The sequence below is a fragment of the Flavobacterium artemisiae genome (assembly GCF_042678225.1).
GTDB classification, from domain to species: Bacteria; Bacteroidota; Bacteroidia; order Flavobacteriales; family Flavobacteriaceae; genus Flavobacterium; species Flavobacterium artemisiae.
In genome coordinates this window covers 190,283-213,259 of sequence record NZ_JBHUDZ010000012.1, presented here as the reverse complement: position 1 = coordinate 213,259, position 22,977 = coordinate 190,283, and the positions used below count along the sequence as shown (strand labels likewise).

Genomic DNA, 22,977 nt, shown 5'->3' with positions numbered 1-22,977 from the left:
AAAATACAATAAATTTTTAAGTGACTTTAATTAGAAATTTCGAATGTGCTTAGCAACAATTCCAAAATTAATACCCTGTACTTCATCTACTCCACTGAAATTGACTGCGATTAACTGACCACATTCATTAAATACCGGTGCACCACTAGCACCATGTGTAGAAGTAATACTGTATTGAATTTTATTCCCGTCTGATTCTTTACTAATTTTACCATCATAAAGCTGCACTTTCAGCCCTGAATTTGTCTTTGCCAAATCCATTCCCAAAGGATAACCAACCATTATAGCTTTTTGCCCAGGATTCAAAGAAGTATCATCGTCAACTGTATTGTCAAGATTGATAATGTTTGTAACACTTTGCGGAGTTGTATGATTAGTAAGTCGCACAGTACCTAAATCAATATTGGTATCTTCTGAAATTTTTTCAATCTCACAATTAAGCCATTCATCGTTTGAATCATGAAGTGCTACCGCAATATCTACAGTTTTTACATATACCTCAATATCATCTTTAGATACATATTCTTTAACCGGAATTGCTGCAGCAATATCTGTCGATACATTGGCTGTATCTTCTTCTACATCATTTGAGCTTACGAATTCTTCACCTGTTGACTCTTCAGTTCTTTCTTCTCCTTCGCCTTCACCTTCATAATCACCTTCGCCTTCGCCTTCATCATAAGCAGATGCAGCATGCCAGTTTCTTTCAATAAAACTTTGATACTCATCTTCTGAGATATCTGTAGTAAGAATTGAAGCAATTTTCAATCTTAGATTTCTTATAGTTGTATTTACTTTTTCCTGATCTTCATTTGATGAGTTCCATGGTTGTAAAACATGGCTGTTGGTCAATATTTTTCCATCTCTATCTATGAAAAAGCCTGTTCCAAAAATCGTTTCTTCTTTTGCGTTTTGATTATTAAGCTGAATTTCTTTTCCCTTAATTTTTGCAAAATAACCATAGCTGTGTTTTATCAGTACAACTGCGTCTTTGTATTCGTCATAAACTTTTGTATCTGAATCTAAACAAACAGAAGGAGGCGGCGTTGTAAAGTATTTAAAGCCAAAAAAAGCTGCTGTTGAGAGAATTACCGCAGTAAAGATGATAATTTTATAAGGTTTTCTTTTTTTTCCGCTGATATCTTCCAAATCATTATTTGGTCCAATTTTTCTAATTTTCATTTTTTAAACAGGTAGGTTTTATTAATTTGCTTTTAGGTTGTCAATTCGCAAAATTATTATTATTTGCTTTTTTTGACCGGGCCAAGGTAGTAATTTAATTGTTAAATTTTAACAGTAAAACAACCTGTTATTTGAATTTTATTTCCACTTACGACTATCAATTTGGTTAATTATTAATGGGGTAAATATATTAATCTTTGGGAATAAAAAATAATATTTAACTTACAAAAAACATTTATTAAACAAAAAAAATCCAAAGACAGAAACTATCTTTGGATTTTATATTAAGGTAAAAAATATCTTTTTACTTCATTTCAAAAACATTATTTGCTTGTTTTACATCAGCCATTAATCCGCTTGGATCGATTGTGATTTTTTTGATTGCCGTTTTGTTTTTGTCAATTGTAAAACTATAGTTTTGCTGTGCCCAAGCCCAATCTTCAAGAACTGTTCTCTTTTCGTTTACGTTTGGATTTGGTTTGATGAAGTTCATCATTCTTAACGGAATATAGAATGTTTCAGAAGTTCCGTCTGTGTAATCTACTTTTAAGTCGATCGGCATTGGCATTCTTCCAATTCTTTCTAAAGTAACGGTTGTTTTTCCTGCATTATCTGCCACATCTTTGATTCCGTAATCGATCGTATTTGTTGTTTGTGTCCAATCAATTAAGTACCAATCTAATTCTGCACCAGAAACTCTTTCTGCTGTTCTTTTAATATCGTTCGGATTTGGATGTTTGAATTTGAAATCATTATAATATCTTTTCAAAGTTGCATCAACATTCTCTTTTCCGATTACATACTCTAATTGAGAAAGAAAAAGACTTCCTTTAATGTAAGATGAAATACTGTACGGACGATTTTCGTCATAACGATCTCCGTGTGTAGTCTGTGACTGCTCTTTTCCTGAATTTACCAGACTGTAATAAGCAGCATAATTTCCTTTAAAAGGATTTGCTTCTTTCTTATCTCCTTTTAATTCATTCAAAGCACTGTCTTCAATATAAGTTGTAAAACCTTCGTCCATCCAAGGATGTTTAGATTCGTTTGAAGCCAAAATATGCTGGAACCAAGAGTGTCCTAGTTCGTGTGTTGCAGTTCCGGTAATTCCTTCAAGAGTGCCACTTCCAAGCATCAAAGTACACATTGCATACTCCATTCCTCCGTCTCCACCTTGAATAAATGAATATTGTTTGTACGGATAAGCTCCAACTCTGTGATTGTAATAATCCATAACTTTTACCATTAAAGGCTCCAATTGTTTCCAGTTTCCTGTAGTTTTAGGATCGTTTTTATAAAAGAAATGTAAATCAACATCGTTTGGTCCTTTTACGATATCGTGAGTATATTCTTTATCGGCAGCCCAAGTAAAATCGTGAACATTTGGTGCAATAAAATGCCATGTTAATGTTTTTGCTTTTTTAGGATATGTAACTGTTACACCCGCATCTTCGTAACCGTGTCCGATAGAATTTTTATCCTGAAGATATCCAGAACCTCCAACTGTATATTCTTTATCGATTGTAATTTTTACGTCAAAATTACCCCACACTCCGTGAAATTCTCTCGCGATATACGGATCTGCGTGCCATCCTTCAAAATCAAATTCGGCTAATTTTGGATACCATTGTGACATCGAAAGTTCAATTCCTTCTTTATTATTTCGCCCAGAACGACGAATTTGAACAGGAACCTGACCATCAAAATCTAATGTAAAAGTCGATTTAGAGTTTGGTAAAATCGGCTTAGCCAAAGTTACCTCTAAAATTGTTGATGAAAGTCTTGTTTGAGCCGCAACACCGTCTTGTTTAAAATTGGTGATTTTTAAGAAACCCATTTCGTTTGGTTTCAGTGTTTCAATTCGGCTTTGCTTAATTTCTTTTCCTTCTGCGTCTTTTACTTTATTAACCATTCTTGCATCTGGATCTTTTATAGAGTGCAGACGAGCATCCATTTCGCTTCCCGGCTGAAAAGCATTTGGATATAAATGATAAAATACTTTTCGCAGTGTGTCTGGAGAATTATTGGTATAAACTAATTCTTGTTTTCCTTTGTACTGATAGTTTTTAACATCCATAGAAACCTCCATTTTGTAATCAGCATGCTGTTGCCAATACGGTGCATTTTGCGCAAATGCAGGGCTTAAACCCAAGCTTAAGAATGAAAGTAAAATAATTTTTCGCATGATTTATAAATAATGAAAATGGAAGAGCAAAAGCCCTTCCATTGGATTAATAGTGTATTCTTTTTATTTCTTTGACATCTTTTCTGCCAGCAGTAAAGCGTTATACGCATTTACCATTTTTGCTGTTTTTGACGATTCTGCCGACGAAACTGCAACTGGCTCCTGATCTGGATTTGGATTTTCTCCTAAAACTACCTGCGCCGGAAGTGCCACTCCAGATTCCATTAAAATTTGTTTTACCTGAGCTGCTTTCAATTTAGGATAATACGAACGAATTAACGCCGCAACTCCTGCCGCATTTGGAGAAGCCATTGAAGTTCCCTGCAGATATTTGTACTTGTTATTTGGAACTGTTGCATAAATTTCTTCACCCGGAGCAAAAACGTCTACGTTTATTTTTCCGAAGTTAGAGAAACCTGCCACAACATTTTTTCCGTATTCTTTATTGATCGCACCAATTGTAATCACATTATCTGAAAATTCTTTGATGTTGTCTTTTGAATCGTTTGGATAATTGATGTTTTTAGTTTCATCAATATTATAACCGTCATTTCCAGCTGCATGAACAATCAATACATCTTTTTTAGCTGCATATTTTATAGCATCGTAAACCCAGTCTTTATGCGGAGAAAAGCTTTTTCCGAAACTTCCGTTGATTACTTTTGCTCCATTATCAACTGCATAACGAATTGCTAAAGCAATATCTTTATCGTATTCGTCTCCGTCTGGAACGGCTCTAACAGTTAATATTTCAACATTCGCTGCAACTCCATCTCCACCTAAATTATTACCTCTAACTTGAGCAATAATTCCGGCAACGTGAGTTCCGTGAAGCGCTTTTTCTTTATCTGGACCAAAGACAACGTTATTTCCGTAGTGATTGTTTTTGATATCATCAGGATTATCGCCTACAACTTTTCTGCCATCGTATTCTTTGTTCAGGTTATAATTTAACTGATCATAAACCTGCTCTCTGTATTCTTCTAGATCAGCTTCTGGATCAAACGTCGGGCCTGCATTAGTAAAAATCTGCGTCATGATCATCTTACTTCTTGATACTTTTGGATCTGTAGAAGTGATCGAGCTTAAATCTTCTACTTTGTAAGTTGTTTTATTTAAAGCTTTTTTGATAGTACCGTGAACATCCAACAAGAAATCTACTTGCTCTTTATCTTTTAAAGCTTTTTCATACTTCTCAGTATATTGAGCCAGAGCTTCTTTATATTGTGCAGAACCGTCATCGCCTTTCTTAACGATACGAGTCATTTCTAGATTTTCGTGTACCGAATTACCAAGGAAATTCCATCCGTTTACGTCATCAATAAAACCATTTTTATCATCATCGATTCCGTTTCCTGGAATTTCTTTTGGATTGGTCCAAATCATTCCTTTCAGGTCTTCATGTTCGATATCTACACCAGAATCTACGATTCCAACAATTACCTTAACTCCAGTTTTACCTTGAAGTAATTCGGCATAAGCTTTGTCAACACTCATTCCCGGAATAGAATCTTTTATTAAATCAAGATGACTCCATCTTTTTAATTGATCTTCTGAAACAGGAGCTTTTTTTACAATTTCTAAAGGTGCTTTTATAAATTCTTTTGAAGTAGAAACCTGAGCTTGTACAGAAGCACTGTAGCCTGCTAAAACTAATAAAGCAAAAGCAGATAATTTAAGAGGTTTTATATGATTCATCTATGTTTAATTTAATGTGAAAAGTTAAAAGTTGGGTCTAAATTATGCTTTTTTGTTACAAAAAACTAACTGTTAACACTGTGTTATGAAATTATGAGTCTAATTTTAATTTTCTATAGTCTTTTTATTCCTTTTTTATTCAGTAAATAACTCTAAAGCAAGCACCCATACATCTGACAATCAATCTATTAAAATCATCAATAAAAAGCTGATTGATTCTTTACGTTTTCCCGTAAAGAAGTACGGATTAATATTACTATAATTGCTTCGGCCTAATTCTAACTTATTTCTATGAAAACAAAACTACTATTATTGCTTTTACTGGCAAATTTTTCTATTTATTCTCAAATCAATTATGCTCTAAATGAAGATTTTGAGAACTGGAACAATAATGATCTTGTCAACTGGACTACTTTAAATTCAGTTTCTTCCAGTACTGATGCCTCAACAGGGAATTACAGCGCAAAATTGTCTTTAACGAATTCATCTTTACGTCCACAAATCGCGACCAAAGTTTCATTAAAGGCAGGTGTTATTTATACTATTAAATTTAAATATAAATACTTAAACAACAATTATAGTGGTCTTCACCCTATTTCATTAAAAATATCCCAGACGGGAAGCTCTACAACATTATCAAGTAATACCTTTGCAACAAACAATTTATGGACTGAAAAAGAAACTATTTTTATTCCAGATACTAATATTTCATATGATTTATCTTTTTCTACATTTAGCTTTGATGATGAATCATTTGATGTTTTAATTGACGATGTTAAAGTTATAAGTGAAGTACCTCTTCAGTATACTTCAATACCAGACATTAATTTTGAAAAAAAACTTATTGCTCTAGGAATTGATTCTGGTGCTGTTGATGGAAAAGTCTTGACATCAAATATTGAATCTATTAAAACCATCGATTTATATTTTAGCAATATCATTGATTTAACAGGTATTGAAGACTTCAAAGCTCTTGAATCTTTAAGCTGTATGTCGAATAAAATATCTGCTATTGATCTTTCAAAAAATACTGCATTAACTTATTTAAATATAGCTTATAATAATTTATCAACATTAGATCTTTCAAGCAATTTAAGTCTTGAAAATCTATCAGTATCGAATAATAATTTGACATTTATAGATGTCTCTCAAAATATCAATTTAAGATATTTTAGTTGTGCAACAAACCAACTTACTTCAATTGATGTTAAAAATAATAAATTGTTGAATATGCTTTGGTGTCAATTTAATCTATTGACAAATCTAGATCTTTCAAAAAATAGTGCTTTAGAATCATTTCTTTGTTCAAACAATAAATTTCTAACGACAGTAAACTTAAAAAATGGCAATAATGGTCATATATATGCGAGTCCAAATTCAGTAAATTTTACTGAAAATCCCCTTCTGAAGTGTATTATAGTTGACAATGCTTTATATGCTAACGAAAAATGGTCTTTATTTAAAGACTTAACCGCATCTTATTCTACAGCTGATTGTTCTCTATTAACTGCAATACCAGACCCTACTTTTGAAGACAAATTAATTGCTTTACAAATTGATAAAGATGGTAAAAATGGGTCCGTATTAAACAGCAGTATTGAAAATATAACATCGTTAAACGTGTCATCAGCTTCTATCAAAGACTTAACAGGAATTGAAGGCTTTACCAACTTAAATTCGTTAAATTGCTCAGGAAATTTATTAACATCTTTAAATCTTAAAAAGAATATTGCCTTAACATTTATTGATTGCAGTAATAACATTTTAATTGAAAACTTAAGCATAAAGAATGGATACAACGAAAATCTAAGTTTAACTTCTAATTTTACTTCCAACCCAAATCTAAAGTGTATTGAGGTTGATAATGCAAGTTATTCTAATTCTAATTGGAATTCTCTAAAAGATGAAACTGCAAGCTATAATGAAGATTGTGACCTATATACTTTAATTCCTGATTCTAATTTTGAAGACAAATTAATTGCTTTAGAAATTGACAAAGATGGTAAAAATGGAAAGATAGCCAATTCAAGCATCAAAAAAGTAACCTCCCTAGATCTGTCAAATTCCAATATTAATAATCTCGCAGGAATAGAAGCCTTTACCGCATTGACATATTTAGATTGCAACTACAACAATTTACAATCCATAGATGTGAGTAAAAACACACTTCTTACTAAACTGGCACTACATGATAATAAATTAACCAGCTTGGATATTTCAGCAAATAAAGAATTGTTTAATCTGATGTTTAGTCAAAACCAAATTTCTACCATTGATTTATCACAAAACAAAAAACTTCATTATCTAACTGCTGACAGAAATAACCTTACCAGTATTGATTTTTCAGCAAATTCTGAATTAGAATCTATTTATTGTGGCAGCAATAATCTTACAACATTAAATGTATCAAATCTTCCTAACTTACTAGACATAAATTGTACTTTTACCTCTATTTCAAAATTAGATGTCTCTTCTAATCCAAAATTGGTAAATCTCTATTTTAATAACTGTTTATTAACTGAATTAGATCTTAGCAACAATCCACTACTAAAAAGAATAAATGTTAGTAATAACCTATTAACATCATTAGATTTATCTCATAATCATTTTCTAGAACTTATTTTCATAGAATTTAATCCGATAACAACATTAAATATTAAAAACGGAAATAACGAAAATTTTATATTGCCTACGACAAATAAAACAAGCAAAACTACTGCAGCTTTTGATGCCTGCAGCTTTCTAAGCAATAAAAATCTTTCTTGTATTCAAGTTGATAACGTAGAATTTTCAAATTTAAATTGGTCACAAATAAAGGATGCTACTGCGACTTATTCCAGCACTTGCAAATCATTAACTATTGAAGAATCTATTTTTAATAAAGTAGTTATACATCCAAACCCAACCAAAGACGAATTAAACATTCAAAACGTAAGTTTAGAAAAAGCCAATGTTTACAATGTTTTAGGACAGTTAGTGAAATCATTTAACCTAAACAGTAATAATACAGACAATACAATTAATTTATCTGGTTTGCCTAAAGGAGTGTACTATATATACTTGATTAATGGAGATACAGCTTCGGCTAAGAAAGTAATTGTAGAATAATCGCATTTAGTTAAATTAAAAATCCCATTTTCATTAATTTGAAAATGGGATTTTTTATGTTTCAATTTTATTTATAATATCTCGTCGCAAGTAAAAACATCTTTTAATCTAACGCCTTTTTCGGTGTGTTCGACTGTTATAATCTGATTGTGAGCATCGTGTTCTAAAAACAAATAATAATTTTTATCTGCTGCCTCGTTTAAGAATTTAGCTTTTTCATCTAACGATAAAAGAGGTCTTGTATCATAACCCATTATATAAGGAAGCGGAACATGTCCAGCTGTAGCCAAAAGATCAGCACAAAAAACGATCGTTTTATCTTGGTATTGAATATGCGGAATCATCTGCTTTTCGGTATGACCATCAACATAATAAATTCCGAAATTTAATTCGTCAGAAAACCCAAAATCGCTTTCGGGACGTTTTATAAAGTGAAGCTGTCCACTTTCCTGCATTGGAAGCAGGTTTTCAGACAAAAAAGAAGCTTTCTCTCTTGCATTAGGCTTTGTTGCCCATTGCCAATGATTCTCGTTTGTCCAAAATCTAGCATTTTTAAAAGCAGGCTCGTAACCCGTTTTATCTGAGTTCCACTGCACACTTCCGCCGCAATGATCAAAATGAAGATGTGTCATGAAAACATCTGTAATATCATCTCGATGAAAACCATATTTTGCCAAAGATTTATCTATCGAATGAGAACCCCAAAGTGAGTAATAGCCAAAGAATTTTTCGGATTGCTTATCGCCCATTCCAGTATCGATAAGAATAAGCCGATTTGCATCTTCAATAAGCAGACAGCGCGCGGCAATATCAATTAGATTATTAGAATCAGCAGGATTTGTTTTGTTCCAAATCGTTTTTGGAACTACTCCAAACATGGCACCACCGTCTAATTTAAAATTTCCAGATTCTATTGGGTAAAGTTTCATAAGCTTAATTTCTAAAAGAACAAAGCTAGGAAATCCAAAATCCTTTTGTGCTGCTTAAAACTTAAAAACTTTTAATTTTTATTGTAAAGTAACCGATGTACTCCCCATAATTTCCTGTTTATCAAAGAAATTAACAAAGTAAGTTCCTTTTTTAAACAAACTATCATCTGTATTTAAAATGCCGTAAACATTTGCTGATTTACCTTGAAAGTCGGTGCTTACAATAAAACTGTAAACCAGCGCCTTATCATTTCCAAATTCAATTAATTTATTTTCTCCCAAAACCGAGTTTTTCTGATCCAAAACCTGAATATAAAAGACTCGTTTTCCTGTTTTAGCAATCGAATTTGCATTTACCGTAAAACTTACTTTTAGCTTTTTAGTGTTCCTTGCTTTTTCGGTTTCCGATTCTTTTCCAGAACTTTTTTCCTTAAGTGCCACAACATTAAAATTGCTCAACGCTAATTTTGAAGCATCTTTTAAAGTTGTTTCTAACTTTTTTTGCTTAGAAATCAAAGTATCGTTTTCTACTTTCTGCTTGTACATCACTACATTTTGACTTTCAATTTCTGTCAATAAATTTTTATTCTGCGATTTCAATTTTTTTATCTCTTCCATTTTAGCGTCAAGCGAAGCTTTTAAGGTTACGAGTTGATTTCGAAATATTTTAATCTGATTTATAGACGGATTATGAGAAGCTTGGATAATTTCCATCAAATTTTCGACATTTCTTTTTTCCAATTCTAATTCTTCAAACAGGGCCGCATTTTCTAATATTACAGTATCATATGCTGTTTTCAAAATATTTAAAGAGTCTAAAATATTTTTCTGTGCCAAAACACCGTTCTCAACATCTGAAATATTTTGAATAGCATGGTCTTTTTTCATTTTCCTCTGCCCACCGTTTAACTCACTGCTAAAAATAAAGACTGTAGCGCCTAATCCGAAACCAAGTAAAAGTGCAAAAAAAAGTTTAAACCAATTATTTCCGTATCGATTTTTCATAATTACCCCAATTTTTCGCAAAATTATTCATAAATAATTCATCTCAAAGAGTATAAATACTGGTTTTTAACAATAAAAAGGCAAAATCACAATGAAGAGACATTTTTGATTGAAAATAAAGGTGTATTTTTTAAAAACAAATGTCAAAATAACTATTATCTATTTTAACATTTGTTATAATAATGTGAACCGTTATGGAAAAAGGTTTTTAAGTCGTATCTTTGCAGATAATTTCATTTCTGCATTGACATACAGCACTTTAAAATGTAATAATTTAATTACTTTTTAATAAATAATAAAAGGAATGTTGAAAAGATAAATACCATAAAAACAATGATAAAAGTTTCTGATACAGCCAAAAAGAAAATCATCGACCTAATGACAGATGATGGTTTTGATGCCGCTAATGACTACGTACGTGTAGGTGTGAAAAGCGGTGGATGCTCTGGTTTGTCTTATGATTTAAAATTTGACAAAACGAAAGGCGACGACGATAAAATATTCGTAGACAACGACATTCAAATTGCAGTTGAAAAAAAATCTTTTTTGTATTTAGCCGGAACAATTCTTGAATTTTCAGGCGGATTAAACGGAAAAGGTTTTGTTTTTAACAATCCAAATGCAAGCAGAACTTGTGGTTGCGGCGAATCTTTTTCACTATAAATTAAAAAGAATTTATATAAGCAAAATTTAAACTTTTTAGAAATTAAACTTTCTGAAGAGTTTTAAAAAACTAAAAAATGTCAAAATACACAGAAGACGATTTAAAAATCGAACTCGAAACTAAAGAATACGAATACGGTTTTTATACAAATATAGAATCGGAGACGTTTCCTATTGGCTTAAACGAAGACATCGTAAGAGCTATTTCTCTTAAAAAAGAAGAACCAGAATGGATGACCGAATGGCGCATCGAGGCTTTTCGTGCGTGGAAAGAAATGATCGAGCCAGAATGGGCAAATGTTCACTATGAAAAACCAGACTTTCAGGCAATTTCTTATTATTCTGCTCCAAAACAAGTTGATCCAAACAAAACTTTGGACGATGTAGATCCAGAACTTTTAGAAATGTACAAAAAGTTAGGAATTTCTGTTGACGAACAAAAAATGATGAACAATGTCGCTATGGATATTGTAGTAGATTCTGTTTCGGTTGCAACGACTTTCAAGAAAACTTTGGCAGAAAAAGGAATTATTTTCTGTCCAATTTCTGAAGCGATCAAAGAACATCCAGAATTAGTAAAAAAATATTTAGGTACAGTTGTTCCTCAGAAAGATAACTTTTATGCTGCGTTAAATTCAGCGGTTTTCTCTGACGGAAGTTTCTGTTATATTCCAAAAGGCGTTCGTTGCCCAATGGAACTTTCAACTTATTTCAGAATCAATCAGGCAGGAACAGGACAATTCGAAAGAACTCTAGTTATTGCCGATGCAGGAAGTTATGTTTCTTACCTTGAAGGATGTACAGCGCCAAGTCGTGACGAAAATCAATTGCACGCTGCTGTGGTTGAATTAATCGCTTTGGATGATGCTGAAATTAAATACTCAACAGTTCAAAACTGGTTCCCTGGAAATAAAGAAGGAAAAGGTGGAGTTTACAACTTTGTAACCAAAAGAGGTTTATGCGAAACAAACGCTAAAATTTCTTGGACTCAAGTTGAAACAGGTTCTGCTGTAACTTGGAAATATCCTTCTTGTGTATTAAAAGGAGATAATTCAGTAGGAGAATTTTATTCTATCGCTGTTACCAATAATTTCCAACAGGCTGATACGGGAACAAAAATGATCCATTTAGGAAAAAACACTAAATCGACTATTATTTCTAAAGGTATTTCGGCTGGAAAATCACAAAATAGCTACCGTGGTTTAGTGCAAATCTCGCCAAGAGCAGAGAATGCAAGAAACTTTTCTCAATGTGACTCATTATTAATGGGTAACAATTGTGGTGCACATACTTTCCCTTATATCGAAAGTAAAAATCCATCAGCAAAAATTGAGCACGAAGCAACTACAAGTAAAATTGGAGAAGATCAGGTTTTCTATTGCAACCAAAGAGGTATTCCGACTGAAAAAGCGATTGCCTTAATTGTAAACGGTTTCAGTAAAGATGTATTGAACAAACTTCCAATGGAATTTGCTGTTGAAGCTCAGAAATTATTAGAGATTTCTTTAGAAGGTTCTGTAGGATAATTTGAAGATGGAAAACAAAAAAGTCATCATTTTAGGTTCTTCCCGAAAAAACGGAAACACAACAAAAATTGTGGATGAAACTTCTAAAGAACACCATATTGATGTAGTGAATTTAAGTGATTATACTATTTCTTATTATGATTACGAAAGCAAAAATATAGACGATGATTTTTTGCCTTTAATAAAAGGAATTATCGAAAAATACGACACCTTAATTTTTGCAACGCCCATTTATTGGTATAATATGAGCGGAATCATGAAGGTTTTTTTCGACCGAATTTCAGATTTAATCCGAATTGAAAAAGAAACCGGAAGAAAATTAAGAGGAAAGAAAATCGGAGTCATTACAAATTCACATGACAATGTAATTGAAGATACTTTTTACATTCCGTTTCAAAAAACCGCCGATTATTTAGGCATGGAATATTTAGGACACGCACATTTTAATGCCAACATCCTAAACCAACAAACAAAAATAGAATTGACATTTATATAAAATAAAGAACAATGTTATCAATAAAAAACCTTCACGCCGCGATTGGTGATAAAGAAATCCTTAAGGGAATTAATATAGAAGTTAAAGCTGGAGAAGTTCACGCGATAATGGGACCAAACGGTTCTGGAAAAAGTACACTTTCTGCTGTTATTGCAGGAAATGAAAATTATGAAGTTACAGATGGAGAGGTAATTCTTGACGGAGAAGATCTTGCTGATCTTGCTCCTGAAGAAAGAGCACATAAAGGTGTTTTCCTTTCTTTTCAATATCCGGTAGAGATTCCTGGAGTTAGCGTAACTAACTTTATGAAAACGGCTATCAACGAAACTCGTAAAGCAAACGGTCAGGAAGAAATGCCTGCAAACGAAATGCTAAAAGTGATTCGTGAGAAATCTGAATTGTTAGAAATTGACCGTAAATTCCTTTCTCGTTCTTTAAACGAAGGTTTTTCTGGAGGAGAGAAAAAAAGAAACGAGATTTTCCAAATGGCTATGTTAGAGCCAAAATTGGCAATTCTTGACGAAACCGATTCTGGTCTTGATATCGATGCTTTAAGAATTGTTGCAAACGGTGTAAACAAACTTAAAAGCGACAAAAACGCTATTATCGTAATTACGCACTACCAACGTTTGTTAGATTACATCGTTCCAGATTTCGTTCACGTTCTTTACAACGGAAGAATTGTAAAATCAGGCGGAAAAGAATTGGCGTACGAGCTTGAGGAAAAAGGATACGATTGGATCAAAGCAGAAAACTAGTTTACAGTTACAGTTTACAGTTTACCAAACTCATAACTTATAACTCATAACTTATAACTAAAGAAATGGATTTAAAAGAAAAATTAGTATCGTCTTTTATGGCTTTTGAAGAGCGTGTTGATGTGCATTCAGATTTGCACGACATTCGCACGAATGCTATAAAAAACTTCGAAAATAAAGGTTTCCCAACCAAAAAAGAAGAAGCTTGGAAATATACATCGCTAAATGCCATCTTAAAAAATGACTTTACGGTTTTTCCAAAGCAGGAAAATGCAATCGAATTCAATCAGGTAAAAAAATACTTTTTACACGAAATTGACACTTATAAATTAGTTTTTATTGATGGTGTTTTCAGTTCGCATTTGTCTTCTACAACACACGACGGAATCGATGTTTGCTTAATGTCATCGGCATTGACCAAACCAAAATATAAAATGGTTATTGATACGTACTTCAACCAAATTGCTAGCAAAGATGATAGCTTAACTTCATTGAATACTGCATTTGCTATTGAAGGTGCTTTTATTAATATCCCGAAGAAAAAAGTAGCGGATAAACCAATTGAAATTATGTATTTCTCAACTGGAAATGAAGCTGCTTTGATGGTTCAGCCAAGAAATTTGGTTATTGTGGGCGAAAATTCACATGTTCAAATTATTGAGCGTCACCAAAGTTTGAACGAAAATCCAGTTTTGACGAATTCTGTTACGGAAATTTTTGCTCAAAAACGTGCGATTGTGGATTACTACAAAATTCAAAATGACAATAGCGAAGCAAACTTAGTGGACAACACTTATGTTTCGCAGCAACAGGAAAGCCACGCTTATGTTCATACTTTCTCATTTGGAGGAAACCTTACGCGTAACAACTTAAACTTTTACCATTTCGGAGAAAGATTAACAAGTACACTTAACGGAATTTCTATTTTGAATGATAAACAACACGTTGACCATTATACTTTGGTAAACCACGCACAACCAAACTGCGAAAGTTTCCAAGATTATAAAGGAATTTTCTCTGATCGTTCGACTGGAGTTTTCAACGGAAAAGTTTTAGTTGAAAAAGAAGCTCAGAAAACAAATGCTTTCCAAAAAAGCAATAACATTTTATTGAGTGATAAAGCAACTATCAACGCAAAACCACAATTGGAAATTTTTGCTGATGACGTAAAATGTTCTCACGGATGTACAGTTGGACAGCTTGATGAAACAGCAATGTTCTACATGCAGTCTCGCGGAATCCCGAAAAAAGAAGCTAAAGCTTTATTGATGTACGCATTCTCAAATGCCGTTATCGAAAGCATCAAAATACCAGAATTGAAACAAAGAATTACTAAAATCATTGCCATGAAATTGGGCGTGAATTTAGGATTTGATTTGTAGTCGAGGTTTTTACCGCAAAGACACAAAGGTTACGCAAAGTTCGCAAGGTTTAGTTTTAAACTTTGCGAACTTTGCGCTTTTATACCTTGCGCTCTTTGCGGTTAAATTTTATTTCCCAACAGAAGCAATAACCTCCTTCAAAAACCCATTAAAATCAAATCCTGGTTCTTCTTCTCTCACTCCCATTCTCACAATCACCATATCTTTAGACGGAATAATAGCCACCATCTGACCTTGGTAACCACTGCAATAATACATATCACGAGGAACATCTGGGAATTTTCCTCCTGCATTTAACCAAAATTGCGCTCCATATTTTCCTTCAGAAGTATTGGTTGGAGTTGCAGTATATTTTACCCAGCTTTCGTCAAGGATTTGTTCGCCGTTCCAATTTCCTTTTCTTAAATACAACAATCCGAATTTTGACCAGTCACGCGGTGTTGCCCAACCGTAAGAAGAGCCTACAAAAGTTCCAGACATATCTTGTTCTACGATCATTGAGTTCATTCCGATTTTGTCGATTACGGCGCTGTACCAGAAATCAAGATATTCTTGTTGTGTTTTAAATTGTCTTCTTAAAATTAAAGACAATAAATTGGTTGTTCCAGATGAATAATTCCAATGCGTGTTTGGTTTGAATTGTGCAGGTTTATCCAATTGTACTTTTCCCATATCTTCGGCTTGAAAGAGCATTTTTGTCGCATCGCAGATTGTGCTGTAATTCTCTTCCCATTCTAATCCCGAATTCATGTGAAGCAAATCATTCAGAGTAATAATTTTACGCTCATCATTTTTCCATTCTGCAACTGGAGCTGGTTTGTAAATATCAATTTTTCCTTGTTTAGCCAAAACTCCAAAAGCCGAACTCGTGATACTTTTTGTCATTGACCAACCCAGAATTTTACTGTCTTTATTAAAACCTGTATCGTACTTTTCGGCAATCAATTTGTCTTTATACAAAACTACAATGGCGCGTGTTCTTTTCTTTTTTCCTCCATTTTTATCAAAAGCATTTTCTACTGCATTTTTTAATTTCAAATAATCAATATTGGCAAAAACAGTATCTGCTGGATCAACATTCCCATAAGGAAATGGCAGTATTTTAGATTTATATATTCTTCTATTTGGTACTAAATAAGGCTTTGAAACATCAAAATCATCATTAATCAAAATCGCTCCCAAACCTTCACGGTAAATCGCTTTTCTCTCTTTAAAACCATAAACAGAAGCAGTTGCAAATTTCCCTTTTTCATCAATCGAATTTTTTGCACGATCAATCAGATTAATATCATTATCCGTTTTCTGAATTAAATCTAAAGATCTATGATCCATAAAATGTCCAGATGCGACACTTTTAGCCGAGAAACCCGAAATTAAATCAAGCTTCGGATAAGTTGTAAATCCGAAATACAAAAAAGCAAGAACCAAAACAAGCAAAAGTACTTTGAGAAATTTTTTCATGATGCGCTAGATATTTTTAATGCAATATAAATAATTTATGTTCACGTTTTTAGAAGACAAAATATAATTCTGATTCGGATAATTCAGAAAATAGAAATGATTTTTACGGATTCATCATTTAAGCCTGCAATCAATAGCGCCATAAAAGGAAATTATAGAATTCCTGTATAAACAAATTTAGTTTTAGTACTTTTGTAAATAGATTTTTTCTAAATAAGACATGCTAGATATTCAAAAAATAAGAGCTGATTTCCCGATACTTTTACAAACTGTAAACGGAAAGCCATTAGTATATTTCGACAACGGAGCTACTTCGCAAAAACCACAAATCGTGATAGATGCCGAAGTAAAATATTATCAAGAAATCAACGCCAATATTCACCGCGGCGTTCATACTTTAAGCCAGTTAGCTACTGATGCTTACGAGATTTCTCGCGGAAAAGTAAAAGAGCATATTAATGCAAAACATGCTCATGAAGTTCTTTTTACTTCAGGAACAACACACGGAATTAACTTAGTGGCAAATGGTTTTACTTCTATTTTAAAACCAGGTGACGAAGTGATTGTTTCTTCATTAGAACATCACAGCAACATTGTACCTTGGCAGATGTTATGCGAAAGAACTGGAGCAACTTTAAGAGTAATTCCAATTGATCAGAACGGCGAATTAATTATTTCAGAATTTGACGCTTTACTTTCTGACAAAACGAAAATCGTTACCGTAAATCATATTTCTAATGCTTTGGGTGTAATAAATCCAATCAAATATATTATTGACAAAGCACACGCAGTTGGTGCAGCAGTTTTAATTGACGGCGCGCAGGCTGTTCCGCATTTAAAACCAAATGTTCAGGAATTAGATTGTGATTTTTATGCTTTCTCAGGCCATAAAATGTGCGGTCCGACAGGAACTGGAATTCTTTACGGAAAAGAAGAATGGCTGAACAAACTTCCTCCATATCAAGGCGGTGGTGAAATGATCAAAGAAGTGACTTTCGAGAAAACCACTTATGCAGATCTTCCGCATAAATTTGAAGCTGGAACACCAAATATTGCTGGCGGAATTGTTTTAGGAACTGCTATTGATTATTTAAACGAAATTGGTTTTGATAAAATTCATGAATATGAAAATGAATTATTAGAACACGCTACAAAACGTCTTAACGAAATTGAAGGCATAAGAATTTACGGAAACACCAAAAATAAAGCTTCAGTAGTTTCGTTTAATATTGATGGAATTCACCCGTATGATATTGGTTCTATTATAGATAAATTAGGTATTGCAGTTAGAACAGGACATCATTGTGCACAGCCAATCATGAATTTCTTCTGTATTCCGGGTACGATTCGTGCTTCTTTTTCTTTCTACAATACAAAAGAAGAAATTGACTTAATGGTTGAAGCCATTAAGAAAGCACAAACAATGTTAAGCTAAAAAACGAAAATTATGAGAATAGTATCAATATTACTTTTAACTGTTTTTATCGCAGGCGGATGCTGCAGCCAAAAAAAAATAGACATGAAATCAACTCAAATTGAATATTCTGCAATGTCTAGAGGATATTACAAAAGTATTGTTGTTGAAGACAAAACGGTATCGGTTATTAAAGAACGTAATGCTGAAGCTGTAAAAAGCAATATTGATGACGCCAAATGGAACCAAATTGTTTCTGCATTTTCAAAAGTTAATCTAGAAAGTCTTTCTACTTTAAAAGCGCCGACAGACAAACGTACTTACGACAGCGCTGCAATTGGAAATTTAAAAATAACAAAAGACGGAAAAACGTATGAAACTCCAGGTTTCGACAATGGTTTTCCGCCAAAAGAAATCGAAAAACTAGTGAATTTATTAGTTGATTTTTCTAAAGAATAATTATGACAATAAAAGAGATACAAGACGAAATAATAGACGAATTTTCAATGTTTGATGACTGGATGCAGCGTTATGAATACATCATTGAACTAGGAAAAAGTCTCCCGTTAATCAAAGAAGAATATAAAACCGACGAAAATCTAATCAAAGGCTGTCAGTCAAAAGTTTGGTTACAAGGTGAAGAAAACGACGGTAAAATTGTTTTTACAGCTGATAGCGATGCTATTTTAACTAAAGGAATTATTGCGATTTTAATCCGCGCTTTCTCCAATCAAAAAGCAAAGGATATTCTGGAAGCTGATACTGATTTTATTGACGAAATTGGTTTAAAAGAACATTTATCTGCAACTCGTGCCAACGGTTTAGTTTCGATGATCAAAAACATCAAAATGTACGCTTTGGCTTTTGATGCAAAAAATAAAAATTAAATTTTAAACCATATAAGTAATATAAGTTCATTTAAAGCACAGCTTAAATTTTCTTATATTACTCATATGATAGAAAAGTAAGTTTTATCCTTCTTTTTATTTGTATTATTGCTTAAAAAAAGTAATGATTACAAAAAAATATTTGACTGATTTAATTTATCAGGTTAATGGAGCGGCAATTGAAGTTCATAAAAGAATTGGAGCAGGACTTTTAGAAAGCATTTATCATCAGTGCATGATTAAGGAACTTTCGTTAAGAGGAATCAATTTTCAATCAGAATTAAAAATTCCAGTTGAGTATAAAGGTTTGGAGTTAGAATCTGATTTAAGATGTGATTTATTTATTGAGAATTGTTTAGTTCTTGAATTAAAAGCGGTTGATCAAATCATTCCAGTACATGTTGCCAAACTAATGTCTTATATGAAGCTTCTAAAATCTCCAATAGGATTGATGATAAATTTTAATGTTACTAATATTTATCACGAAGGACAAAAAACATATGTGAACGAATTATATCGTTGGCTAGAAGATTAAAAAAATAATTATTAAACAAATTTTAGGTCGTACAAGTCAAAACTTAAGTTTTCTTATATTACTTATATGGTGGAAAAAACAAAAAAATGGAACAAGAAATAGACACAAACGAATTAGGAGAATCAATCGTAAGAGTTTTAAAAGGCATTTACGATCCTGAGATTCCTGTAGATATTTACGAATTAGGATTAATTTACGACGTAATGGTAAACACCGATTACGAAGTAAAAATCCTTATGACATTGACTTCACCAAACTGCCCGGTTGCAGAAAGCTTACCAAGAGAAGTTGAAGAAAAAGTAAAAACAATCGAAAACATTAAAGATGTAGACGTTGAAATTACTTTCGATCCGCCTTGGAGCAAAGATTTAATGAGCGAAGAAGCGAAATTAGAATTAGGAATGCTTTAATATTTTGTTTCAGGTTTAAAGTTTCAGGTTACTCAACTTGAAACGTGAAACTTTAAACCTGAAACAAAACTTTTCATTATGGAAGAAATCATCAATAAGGTTGCCAACAGCGCACTAGAAGTATTCGATTTGGAAGATTATTATCCAAAAGGATTTCGTGTGCAGATTGACATTTCGCAATGGCTTTTAGAAGGATTTTTATTAAAAGAAAAAGACTTTAGAGAGCATCTTAAAAATCACGACTGGTCGCAATATCAAGATCAATATGTGGCTGTACACTGCAGTACAGACGCCATAATTCCCGCTTGGGCTTTGATTTTGGTGAGCGTTCATTTAGCGCCCTTCGCCAAAAAAGTTGTCAACGGAACAATCGAAGACCTTGATGCAAGTCTTTACGAAGAAATATTAAGCAAAATCGATTATTCTGTTTACAAAAGTAAACCAGTTATTGTAAAAGGTTGTTCACGAAAACCAGTTCCAATGAGAGCTTACATTTTAGCAACAACATACTTACAGCCATTTGCACGAAGCATAATGTATGGCGAAGCTTGTTCTGCAGTACCTTTATACAAAGAATCTAAGAAATAACCTGCATTTACACGGCAATATCTCCCAGTTTTAAATTGGTTTTTAGTATATTTGGTAATACACTTAAATTAAATAACCATGAGAAAGCTGGCACTTTTACTATGCATCGTGGCGAACTTTACTTTTGTTCACGCACAAAATTCAGAAAAAGAATTAGTACAAAACACAGAAAAAGCTGTAAAAAAAATCAACGATACAATTGAAGAACAAGGCTGGAAAGCAAAAGGAACAGTTTCTCTTTTATTAAACCAATCCAGCTTTAACAACTGGATCGCGGGTGGTGAAGATAGCTTCTCAGGAACTTTAGGAATAAATTACGACTTTAATTATAAAAAAGAAGATTTAACCTGGGACAACAAAATTCTTGCTTCATACGGACTTTTACAAACTAAAAATACCGATTTCGGAAAGAAAACGGATGATCGATTGGAGTTCAATTCCATTCTCGGAAAAAGAGCTTTTGGTGAATGGTATTACTCTTACTTCGTAAATTTTAGAACCCAATTTACCACGGGCTACATCTATGGTCAAGATGAAAACGGAAAAGAAATTAGAACTGAACAAACCAAATTCATGTCTCCAGGTTATCTTACCACTGGACCTGGTATTTATTGGTCAAAAGATGATAATCTTAAAATAAACTTTGCTCCCCTGACTTCAAAATTCACTTTTGTAGACAATGCTTATACAAGTGGAATTGACAGGTTTACTGGTTTACCTTATGTAGATGGCGATTATTTTGGAGTTGACGAGGGAAAAACAATGCGTTACGAGCTGGGTTTTTATGCTTCCGTTTATTATAAATTGGCCATTATGACCAACGTAACCGCAGAAAACACCTTGAATCTTTATTCCAATTATCTCGAAGATCCGCAAAATGTAGACATTAATTACTCACTGAATATTATCATGAAAGTAAACAAATTCTTGTCGGCTAATTTCGCATTTCAAGCCATTTACGATGATAATGCTTTCAAAGGACTTCAAACCAGACAAGTATTTGGTTTGGGAATCAATTTCGGATTTTAATCAGGAGCCCAGCAAAAGGCATTTCTATAAACATGGTTTCCCGCTCTCGGCTATATCTCGCTGTAGCCCGACGTCGGGCCAGCAAGGATACCGCCTCCATCGGGGCTAGACACAATCAATTCGCTTCTTTTTAAAAAATTTTTCTCCCATTTTTGTCCTCCTGAGGAACGAAGGATCTTCGCAAGAAACTCCACAAAGAAAATAAAAATACAACTTAATTACCTCCAGAATAATAATAAAAGAAAAGGCTTTAGCCAAACTGCAATAGTTTGGCTAAAGCCTTTTTATATTCAACAAAAAACCTCCAGACAAATCTGGAGGCAACTGATTTTTTATTTTCAACCTTTATAAAAACTCACAATCCTAAAAATTGGAATTTGGAATTTCAGCTTTGGAATTTAAATTTTCAAATTTTATTCTTCTTCCTTTTCAATAGCATCCTTATAATCCGGATACAAGAATTTATTATATGGAAAACGTGTTATATGAATCTGGCGAACCGCTTCGTAAACCACTTCTCTAAACTCCTCAAAGTTCTCTTTATTTCGAGCTGAAATAAACAACGCATTATCTTCTCCAACATTGCTCATCCACGTTTGTTTCCATTCGTTAAGAGTATAATGTTTACGCGTCCTTTCAGTAATCAAATCATCTTCGTCTATCGTCAAATGTTTATAAGCATCGATTTTATTAAAAACCATAATCGTTGGTTTATCGTTGCTTTTAATCTCTTGTAAAGTCTTATTTACAGAATCAATATGATCTTCAAAATCAGGATGCGAAATATCTACAACATGCAATAATAAATCGGCTTCACGAACCTCATCAAGCGTACTTTTAAACGAATCTACTAATTGTGTTGGTAATTTTCGAATAAATCCAACTGTATCCGAAAGTAAAAACGGAAGGTTTTTAATCACCACTTTTCGAACTGTCGTATCTAATGTTGCGAATAATTTATTCTCAACAAAAACATCACTTTTTCCGATTGCATTCATCAAAGTCGATTTCCCAACATTGGTATATCCAACCAAAGCCACACGAACCATTGCACCGCGATTACTGCGCTGAATACTCATTTGCTTATCAATCGTTTTGATTTTGTCTTTCAATAACGAAATTCGATCACGAACGATACGTCTATCCGTTTCAATCTCTGTCTCTCCAGGCCCACGCATACCGATACCCCCTTTTTGACGTTCAAGGTGCGTCCATAAACCAGAAAGTCTTGGCAACAAATAAATACATTGTGCCAGTTCTACCTGTGTTCTTGCATATGAAGTTTCAGCTCTTTGTGCAAAAATATCCAGAATTAAGTTTGTTCTATCTAAGATTTTACAATCAATAATTCTAGAAATATTTTTTTGCTGCGACGGAGTTAACTCGTCATCAAAAATTACGGTTGATATCTTGTTTTCTACTACAAAAAGATTGATTTCGTCTATTTTTCCCGTTCCCACAAAAGTCTTCGGGTTCGGACGTTCCATTTTCTGCGAAAAGCGTTTTATCACTTCACCTCCAGCGGTAAAAGTCAAAAACTCCAATTCGTCCAAATATTCGTTAAGTTTTTCCTCACTCTGATTTTGAGTAACGATTCCAACAATTACCGTTCTCTCAAAATTTATAACTTCTTTTTCTAACATAGTCTTGAATAAGTTGCAAATTTAATCATTTGTACGCTACAATTACTTATACAATTTCGTTTTTAAATTTATATTCCT

General features: G+C 33.0%; 20 protein-coding genes. 13 read left to right on the top strand and 7 right to left on the bottom strand.

Annotated features, from left to right (window positions below):
* Nucleotides 1-30: 30 nt before the first annotated feature.
* The 3 genes from ACFSC2_RS11625 to ACFSC2_RS11615 form a co-directional block, all read right to left on the bottom strand.
* Nucleotides 31-1,182 (bottom strand): S1 family peptidase, encoded by a 1,152-nt coding sequence (locus ACFSC2_RS11625; protein WP_379815273.1) that lies wholly within the window; start codon nt 1,180-1,182, stop codon nt 31-33.
* A gap of 304 nt (nt 1,183-1,486) precedes the next feature.
* Nucleotides 1,487-3,367 carry a M1 family metallopeptidase gene (locus ACFSC2_RS11620; RefSeq protein ID WP_379815274.1) on the bottom strand — a complete coding sequence of 627 codons (1,881 nt, stop codon included), beginning with the start codon at nt 3,365-3,367 and terminating at the stop codon, nt 1,487-1,489.
* Nucleotides 3,368-3,430: 63 nt separating this feature from the next.
* A complete protein-coding gene (locus tag ACFSC2_RS11615; RefSeq protein WP_379815276.1) occupies nt 3,431-5,065 on the bottom strand; it encodes a S8 family peptidase in 1,635 nt (544 codons plus the stop codon).
* A gap of 291 nt (nt 5,066-5,356) precedes the next feature.
* Here ACFSC2_RS11615 and ACFSC2_RS11610 point away from each other — a divergent pair, with 291 nt between their 5' ends.
* Nucleotides 5,357-8,173 carry a T9SS type A sorting domain-containing protein gene (locus ACFSC2_RS11610; RefSeq protein WP_379815277.1) on the top strand — a complete coding sequence of 939 codons (2,817 nt, stop codon included), beginning with the start codon at nt 5,357-5,359 and terminating at the stop codon, nt 8,171-8,173.
* 71 nt (nt 8,174-8,244) lie between these two features.
* Here ACFSC2_RS11610 and ACFSC2_RS11605 read toward each other — a convergent pair whose 3' ends face one another.
* Together ACFSC2_RS11605 and ACFSC2_RS11600 are read right to left on the bottom strand one after the other, a co-directional pair.
* Complete coding sequence (locus ACFSC2_RS11605) at nt 8,245-9,102, bottom strand: MBL fold metallo-hydrolase (RefSeq protein WP_379815278.1); 858 nt, start codon at nt 9,100-9,102, stop codon at nt 8,245-8,247.
* A gap of 78 nt (nt 9,103-9,180) precedes the next feature.
* On the bottom strand, nt 9,181-10,107 hold the full coding sequence (locus ACFSC2_RS11600; RefSeq protein WP_379815279.1) for a hypothetical protein: 927 nt from the start codon (nt 10,105-10,107) through the stop codon (nt 9,181-9,183).
* Between the two features lie 333 nt (nt 10,108-10,440).
* Between ACFSC2_RS11600 and ACFSC2_RS11595 the strand changes: the two genes are divergently transcribed.
* From ACFSC2_RS11595 to sufD, 5 genes are all read left to right on the top strand, one after another.
* Nucleotides 10,441-10,770 carry a HesB/IscA family protein gene (locus tag ACFSC2_RS11595; RefSeq protein WP_071635886.1) on the top strand — a complete coding sequence of 110 codons (330 nt, stop codon included), beginning with the start codon at nt 10,441-10,443 and terminating at the stop codon, nt 10,768-10,770.
* A gap of 77 nt (nt 10,771-10,847) precedes the next feature.
* Entirely contained in the window at nt 10,848-12,296 is a 1,449-nt protein-coding gene (sufB, locus tag ACFSC2_RS11590) for a Fe-S cluster assembly protein SufB (RefSeq protein WP_213258496.1), read from the top strand.
* Between the two features lie 7 nt (nt 12,297-12,303).
* Nucleotides 12,304-12,792 (top strand): flavodoxin family protein, encoded by a 489-nt coding sequence (locus ACFSC2_RS11585; RefSeq protein ID WP_379815280.1) that lies wholly within the window; start codon nt 12,304-12,306, stop codon nt 12,790-12,792.
* A gap of 11 nt (nt 12,793-12,803) precedes the next feature.
* A complete protein-coding gene (gene sufC / locus ACFSC2_RS11580; protein ID WP_008466070.1) occupies nt 12,804-13,550 on the top strand; it encodes a Fe-S cluster assembly ATPase SufC in 747 nt (248 codons plus the stop codon).
* Nucleotides 13,551-13,615: 65 nt separating this feature from the next.
* The gene (gene sufD / locus ACFSC2_RS11575) at nt 13,616-14,932 is read left to right on the top strand and encodes a Fe-S cluster assembly protein SufD (RefSeq protein ID WP_379815282.1); all 1,317 of its coding nucleotides are present in this window, start codon (nt 13,616-13,618) and stop codon (nt 14,930-14,932) included.
* Nucleotides 14,933-15,040: 108 nt separating this feature from the next.
* Here sufD and ACFSC2_RS11570 read toward each other — a convergent pair whose 3' ends face one another.
* Nucleotides 15,041-16,393 (bottom strand): serine hydrolase domain-containing protein, encoded by a 1,353-nt coding sequence (locus tag ACFSC2_RS11570; RefSeq protein WP_379815283.1) that lies wholly within the window; start codon nt 16,391-16,393, stop codon nt 15,041-15,043.
* 220 nt (nt 16,394-16,613) lie between these two features.
* Here ACFSC2_RS11570 and ACFSC2_RS11565 point away from each other — a divergent pair, with 220 nt between their 5' ends.
* The 7 genes from ACFSC2_RS11565 to ACFSC2_RS11535 all read left to right on the top strand — a co-directional run bounded on the left by ACFSC2_RS11565 (nt 16,614) and on the right by ACFSC2_RS11535 (nt 21,256).
* On the top strand, nt 16,614-17,828 hold the full coding sequence (locus ACFSC2_RS11565) for an aminotransferase class V-fold PLP-dependent enzyme (protein ID WP_379815284.1): 1,215 nt from the start codon (nt 16,614-16,616) through the stop codon (nt 17,826-17,828).
* A gap of 12 nt (nt 17,829-17,840) precedes the next feature.
* Nucleotides 17,841-18,266, top strand: coding sequence for a hypothetical protein (locus tag ACFSC2_RS11560; protein ID WP_379815285.1), 426 nt, complete (start codon nt 17,841-17,843; stop codon nt 18,264-18,266).
* A 2-nt stretch (nt 18,267-18,268) separates the two neighbouring features.
* On the top strand, nt 18,269-18,694 hold the full coding sequence (locus ACFSC2_RS11555; protein WP_379815286.1) for a SufE family protein: 426 nt from the start codon (nt 18,269-18,271) through the stop codon (nt 18,692-18,694).
* A gap of 142 nt (nt 18,695-18,836) precedes the next feature.
* Nucleotides 18,837-19,229 carry a GxxExxY protein gene (locus tag ACFSC2_RS11550; RefSeq protein WP_379815287.1) on the top strand — a complete coding sequence of 131 codons (393 nt, stop codon included), beginning with the start codon at nt 18,837-18,839 and terminating at the stop codon, nt 19,227-19,229.
* 86 nt (nt 19,230-19,315) lie between these two features.
* On the top strand, nt 19,316-19,639 hold the full coding sequence (locus ACFSC2_RS11545) for an SUF system Fe-S cluster assembly protein (RefSeq protein WP_012023258.1): 324 nt from the start codon (nt 19,316-19,318) through the stop codon (nt 19,637-19,639).
* Between the two features lie 78 nt (nt 19,640-19,717).
* The gene (locus ACFSC2_RS11540; protein WP_345143871.1) at nt 19,718-20,227 is read left to right on the top strand and encodes a DUF2480 family protein; all 510 of its coding nucleotides are present in this window, start codon (nt 19,718-19,720) and stop codon (nt 20,225-20,227) included.
* Nucleotides 20,228-20,305: 78 nt separating this feature from the next.
* Nucleotides 20,306-21,256, top strand: coding sequence for a DUF3078 domain-containing protein (locus ACFSC2_RS11535; RefSeq protein WP_379815288.1), 951 nt, complete (start codon nt 20,306-20,308; stop codon nt 21,254-21,256).
* A 413-nt stretch (nt 21,257-21,669) separates the two neighbouring features.
* Here ACFSC2_RS11535 and hflX read toward each other — a convergent pair whose 3' ends face one another.
* On the bottom strand, nt 21,670-22,899 hold the full coding sequence (gene hflX, locus ACFSC2_RS11530; RefSeq protein WP_379815289.1) for a GTPase HflX: 1,230 nt from the start codon (nt 22,897-22,899) through the stop codon (nt 21,670-21,672).
* Nucleotides 22,900-22,977: the final 78 nt, after the last annotated feature.